This is a genomic window from Microbacterium sp. CPCC 204701, assembly GCF_004010105.1.
Taxonomy (GTDB): Bacteria; Actinomycetota; Actinomycetes; order Actinomycetales; family Microbacteriaceae; genus Microbacterium.
Genome location: NZ_RRYE01000210.1, coordinates 1 through 5314, shown reverse-complemented (window position 1 = coordinate 5314; position 5314 = coordinate 1). Strand labels below are relative to the sequence as shown.

Annotated in this window: 6 protein-coding genes and 2 tRNA genes; 4 read left to right on the top strand and 4 right to left on the bottom strand. The window is 71.6% G+C overall.

The window, feature by feature from the left end; genetic code table 11:
- Positions 1-120 precede the first annotated feature (120 nt).
- Positions 121-2157 (top strand): PTS fructose transporter subunit IIABC, encoded by a 2037-nt coding sequence (locus EIO58_RS12050; RefSeq protein WP_127819749.1) that lies wholly within the window; start codon positions 121-123, stop codon positions 2155-2157.
- A gap of 45 nt (positions 2158-2202) precedes the next feature.
- Positions 2203-2472 (top strand): HPr family phosphocarrier protein, encoded by a 270-nt coding sequence (locus tag EIO58_RS12045; protein WP_127819748.1) that lies wholly within the window; start codon positions 2203-2205, stop codon positions 2470-2472.
- A gap of 84 nt (positions 2473-2556) precedes the next feature.
- Here EIO58_RS12045 and EIO58_RS12040 read toward each other — a convergent pair whose 3' ends face one another.
- A complete protein-coding gene (locus EIO58_RS12040; protein ID WP_127819747.1) occupies positions 2557-3195 on the bottom strand; it encodes an MBL fold metallo-hydrolase in 639 nt (212 codons plus the stop codon).
- Between the two features lie 106 nt (positions 3196-3301).
- Between EIO58_RS12040 and EIO58_RS12035 the strand changes: the two genes are divergently transcribed.
- Positions 3302-3377 (top strand) — tRNA-Glu (locus tag EIO58_RS12035).
- A 41-nt stretch (positions 3378-3418) separates the two neighbouring features.
- Positions 3419-3491, top strand: a tRNA-Glu gene (locus tag EIO58_RS12030).
- Between the two features lie 52 nt (positions 3492-3543).
- Here EIO58_RS12030 and EIO58_RS12025 read toward each other — a convergent pair.
- The 3 genes from EIO58_RS12025 to EIO58_RS12015 all read right to left on the bottom strand — a co-directional run.
- Positions 3544-3906 (bottom strand): DUF202 domain-containing protein, encoded by a 363-nt coding sequence (locus EIO58_RS12025; protein ID WP_127819746.1) that lies wholly within the window; start codon positions 3904-3906, stop codon positions 3544-3546.
- Positions 3903-4229: a YidH family protein gene (locus EIO58_RS12020; RefSeq protein WP_127819750.1), complete on the bottom strand. Its 327-nt coding sequence runs from the start codon at positions 4227-4229 to the stop codon at positions 3903-3905. The genes EIO58_RS12025 and EIO58_RS12020 overlap by 4 nt, the downstream gene beginning before the upstream one ends.
- Before the next feature lie 70 nt (positions 4230-4299).
- A partial coding sequence (locus EIO58_RS12015; RefSeq protein ID WP_164861666.1) for a DUF4349 domain-containing protein occupies positions 4300-5314 on the bottom strand: 1015 nt, incomplete at its 5' end.

Genomic DNA, 5314 nt, shown 5'->3' with positions numbered 1-5314 from the left:
CGCGGCGGCGGCATCCCTCCCCGGCACCCAGCCGCCGGCTCCCGCCGACCTTCCGGCCGGCGACGTCCCGGTCGCCCGCCTGATCTGATTCCCGTTCCATCCCGACCGCAGGAGGTCACCGTGTCCGACACCATCACAACCGGCCTGGTCAGCCTCGACGCCCGTCTGGGCGACGACAAGTCCGCCGTCATCCGAGCGCTCGCCGAGCGCGTCGTCGCTCACGGGCGAGCGACCGACGCCGAGGCGCTGTACGCGGATGCGTGGGCGCGCGAGGAGAAGGATGAGACCGGCCTGCCCGGCGGCATCGCGATCCCGCACGCCAAGAGCGAGGCGGTCACGACGCCTTCCCTCGCATTCGCACGGCTCAGCCCCGGCGTCGACTTCGGTGCGTCCGACGGCCCGGCCGACCTCGTCTTCCTGATCGCGGCGCCGGCCGACGCCGCCGAGGCGCACCTCGCCGTTCTGTCCAAGCTCGCGCGCAGCCTCATGCAGGAGGACTTCACGGCGGGTTTGCGGGCCGCGGCCACCGACGACGACGTCGTGTCGATCGTGTCCGCCGCGATCGGCGAAGCGGATGCGCCGGCCGCAGCCCCTGCCTCCGAGGCATCCACTCCTCCGGCAGTGGCGGCGGGAGGCATGCTCACGGTCGACGGCCGCCCCGCCCGAATCGTGGCCGTGACCGCGTGCGCGACGGGGATCGCGCACACCTTCATGGCTGCCGACGCGCTGACGGCTGCAGGCAAGAAGGCGGGCGTCGACGTCGCTGTCGAGCCGCAGGGCTCGAGCGGCTACCAGGCGCTTCCGAGCGAGGTCATCCACAACGCCGACGCGGTGATCTTCGCCACCGACGTCGACGTCCGCGAGCCCCAGCGGTTCGCGGGCAAGCCCGTCGTGCGCTCGGGCGTGAAGCGGGGGATCGAGCAGCCGGACCGGCTCGTGGCCGAAGCCGTCGCCGCTGCCACAGATCCTTCGGCCACCCGCGTCAGCGGAGACGCCGCCGCTGTCGCCGCGACGTCCACCGAGACGCTGTCGTGGGCTGCGCGGATCCAGCGGATCCTCCTCACCGGCGTCAGCTACATGATCCCGTTCGTCGCCGGCGGCGGGCTGCTGATCGCGCTCGGCTTCCTCCTCGGCGGCGTCGACGTGAACGCCGACGACCAGGCGTTCGGTGTCATCATCGAGAACGCCCTGTGGGACCTGCCCGCGGGCGGTCTCATGCAGTACCTCGGCTCCGTCGCCTTCGTGATCGGCGCGACGTCCATGGGCTTCCTCGTCTCTGCGCTCGCCGGCTACATCGCCTTCGCCATCGCCGACAGGCCCGGCATCGCCCCCGGGTTCGTCGCGGGAGCCGTGGCGGTGCTCATGAACGCGGGCTTCATCGGCGGCATCATCGGCGGTCTGCTCGCGGGCACGGTGGCGTGGTGGATCGGCCGGTTCCCGGCGCCGCGATGGCTCCGTGGTCTCATGCCCGTCGTGATCATCCCGCTCCTGGCATCCATCGTGGCGTCGGGCCTGATGATCCTGTTCCTCGGTCGCCCGATCGCCGCGCTCATGGAGGGTCTGAACGCCTGGCTCACCGACCTCGCGGCGACCGGCGCCATCGTGGTGGTCGGAGTCATCCTCGGACTCATGATGTGCTTCGACCTCGGCGGACCGGTCAACAAGGTCGCCTACGCCTTCGCCGTCGCCGGCCTCGCCGCCGGCTCGGCGGAGAACCCCACGCCGTACCTCATCATGGCGGCCGTCATGGCGTCGGGCATGGTCCCGCCGCTGGCGATGGCGCTCGCCTCGACGGTGATCGCGCGCCACCTCTTCCCGCCGGTGGAGCGCGAGAACGGCAAGGCGGCGTGGCTGCTGGGCGCGTCGTTCATCAGCGAAGGCGCGATCCCGTTCGCCGCCGCCGACCCACTTCGCGTCATCCCCGCCTCGATGGTCGGCGGCGCGGTCACCGGTGCGCTCATCATGGTGTTCGGTGTGGAATCCCTCGCGCCGCACGGCGGCATCTTCGTGCTCTTCGCGATCGAGCCGATCTGGGGCTTCCTCGTAGCGCTCGTGGCGGGTACCGTCGTGTCGGCGCTCGCCGTCGTCGCCCTGAAGCAGTGGATCGGCCGCAAGGAGCTCGAGCAGGCGGAGGCCGCCGTCGCCGTGGCGGCGTGAGATCGACCCCGCAGATTCTGCGCCCCGAGAAGGAGAGAGAAGAAGATGGCACAACGTCAGGCCACCATCGCCAGCAGCTCCGGGCTGCACGCCCGCCCCGCGAAGCTGTTCGTGCAGGCGGTGCAGTCGAAGTCCGTCCCGGTCACCATCGCGGTGGACGGCGGCCCCGATCTCAACGCCGGCAGCATCCTGTCGCTGATGGGCCTGGGCGCATCGCAGGGCACGGTCGTCACGCTCAAGGCAGAGGGCGACGGAGCCGAGCAGGCGCTCGACGAGCTCGTCGCGCTGCTCGAGACGGACCTCGACGCCGAGTAGCAGCAGAGATCACGACGAGACGACGGATGCCGGGGGTCGAAGCCGCCGCGGCATCCGTCGTCTGCTTCACAAGGGCAGGTCGCGTCATGTGTCGGTCGAGTCGCCGGGGTCGAGCGCGAGGAACTCGCCGCCGCCCTGCTCGGTCGCCCACCGCAGGCGCGCGCGGCCCATGTCGCGCCCGACCACCGAGAGCGTCATGTCGTGGGTTCCGAACGCGCGGCGCGGTGCGACGGCCAGTACGAAGTCCATGGCCTCGCCGATCTTCAGCCACGGCGCGCCGACCGGCGCCGCGAGCAATGACACCCGGCGGCCCGCGGGGACCGCGTACGAGTCGCCCGGGTAGTAGAACTCGTCGTCGACGAGCACACCGACGTTGTCGATGACCGGGATGGTGTCGTGGATGACGGCGTGCCGGCCGCCGAAGAACTCGAGGTGGAACGGCTCGATGTCGACGGTGTCGCCGGGGTGGACCACGGTGACGTCGTAGCCTGCCGCGGCCTTGGCCACCCCCTCGGGGCCGAAGATGGGCGTGCCGGGAAACGCGCCGAGGATGCGATCCAGGTGGTCCGCCGTCCAGTGGTCGGGATGCTCGTGCGTGAGCACGATCGCCACGACGTCGCCGAGGTCGCCGAGTGGAGCGGTGAACGACCCGGGATCGATCACCAGCGTCCTGCCGGCGTTGATGAGCGTGAGAGTGGCGTGCTCGAACTTGGTGACTCGCATGTCTCGAGTCAAGCGCGCACAGCGGCCTGCGGCAACGTCGCCGGGGGAGCGTCCTCGATTTGGATCGACCACCCGCCACATGGCATAATCGAACGGTTGCCTGAACGGCCCCATCGTATAGCGGCCTAGTACGCCGCCCTCTCACGGCGGTAACGCGGGTTCGAATCCCGCTGGGGTCACCACTTCAGGCAGCAGGCGCAGCATCACACTGTGATCGCTGTAGGGCCCCATCGTATAGCGGCCTAGTACGCCGCCCTCTCACGGCGGTAACGCGGGTTCGAATCCCGCTGGGGTCACAGACCGACGAAGCGCCCCGCTCGGGATCGAGCGGGGCGCTTCGCCGTGCTGTCAGGAGGGGAGCGCGAAAGGCAGCAGCACCACGACGGCGGACAGCACTCCGCAGCCGACGACGAACGCGGTGAGCACCAGGAGGAGTCCAGCGCCCGGCATCCGTTCGGCGCGGTCGTCGAGCAGCGCGCGATTGACGCGCACGTGCCGGGCTCGGGCCCGCACCCACAGCAGCACCGCGAACGCGACCCCGATGAGCCCCGGCGCGAGCCACACCCCGCTCAGGTCCGGCGTGGGCGCGATGGCGGGGAGCACGCGCAGCGCGATGAGCGATCCCACCCCGATCGCAAGGGCCGTGCGGCGCCATGCGAGCTCGGTGCGTTCGGGCTGCAGCCCCGGGTCGAACAGGGCTCGCCCGCTCATCGCAGCACGACGCCCAGCAGCACCAGCGCCCCGACCAGCACGATGGTGGCGGCCAGCGCGATGCTCGTGGCGGATCCCGGCAGCGGCGAGCCCGAACGCAGCGCGCGCTCGGTGCGTCCCCACTCGAGCCACGCGAGCAGCGGGACCACCAGACCCGCCGCGATGAGGATGAGGGCTGCCGTGAGCCGCAGCCCCGGCTGCAGGTCGAGGCCGAGCGCCTCGAGGGCGACGCCGCCGGCGATGAGCGCGAGTGCGGTGCGGTTCCACGCGAGGAAGGTCCGCTCGTTGGCGAGGCTGAACCGCGCGTCGGGCTCGTCGCCCATCCGGTAGACCGACTGCGGGAATCTCGTGCGCGTCACCGCTCCACAGTATCGGCGACGCGCGGCCCGGCACTCACGTCCGCTCGACGTGGCCGGTCCCCATGCCTCCTCCAGGCGCCGCTGGGGTGTCGCCCGGTGCCTCCGGGCGTGCGGTCCCGGCCGCCCGGGCCTCGGCATCCGTTCGCCGTGCGCGACGGCTGCGCACCAGCCGCACGATTCCCCACGCGATGAGCGCGGCGATGCCTACGACGATGAGCCAGGGAACCAGAAAGCCGAGGGCGACCACGATGCCGTTGAGGGTCGCCACCAGGCCGTTCCATCCCGCGACGAGTCCGTCGGCGAAGCCGGCGGGATCCGCCTCCACCGTCTCGACCTCGGGGACGATCGTGACGGTCAGGGTCGACATCGTCACCTGGCTCTCGAGCATCTCGAGCTGCTGCTGGTAGGACTCCAGCATCGCCTGCCGCTCCGACAGGGCCGACTCCGCCGCGATGAGGTCCGCGACGCTCTGCGCCTGCGCCATCAGGTCGGTGAGGCGATCGACCGACGCCTGCGCGGCCTCGATGCGCGCCTCGAGGTCGACGGTCTGCTCCGTCACGTCGTGACGGTCGATGGACGTGGCGGTGACCTCGCCGGTGTCGGCGAGCTCGTCGACGACCGCCGGCAGCCGGTCGGCGGGGACTCGCACCGTGACCCACGCGCCGTCGGGCGGCGAGGGGTACGGCATCGTCGAGTCGGTCACTGCGCCGCTCATGGGATCGACGGGATGCACCCTGCCATCGGTGCCGACGCTCATCGACTCGACGTAGCCTCCGTGGGCGACCGCCGAGTTGCCGATTGCGCGAGCAGCGGCCTCGACGTCGTCCACCGACACGGTCGCCGACGCGGTCGTGATGATGTCGCGGTCGGCCGCGGACTCGGCCCCTGCGTTCTGGCCGAGGGCTCCCTGCTCGGCGACCTCCGGCCCCCCATCGCGCGCGTCCAGCGCCACACCCGAATCCATGCCGCCCCCGGCGTCCTCGGCCGGCGCAGCGGGTGCGATCGCCGTGCTGTCGCCCGCGCCCCCCGCCCCTCCGACGAGCGAGCCG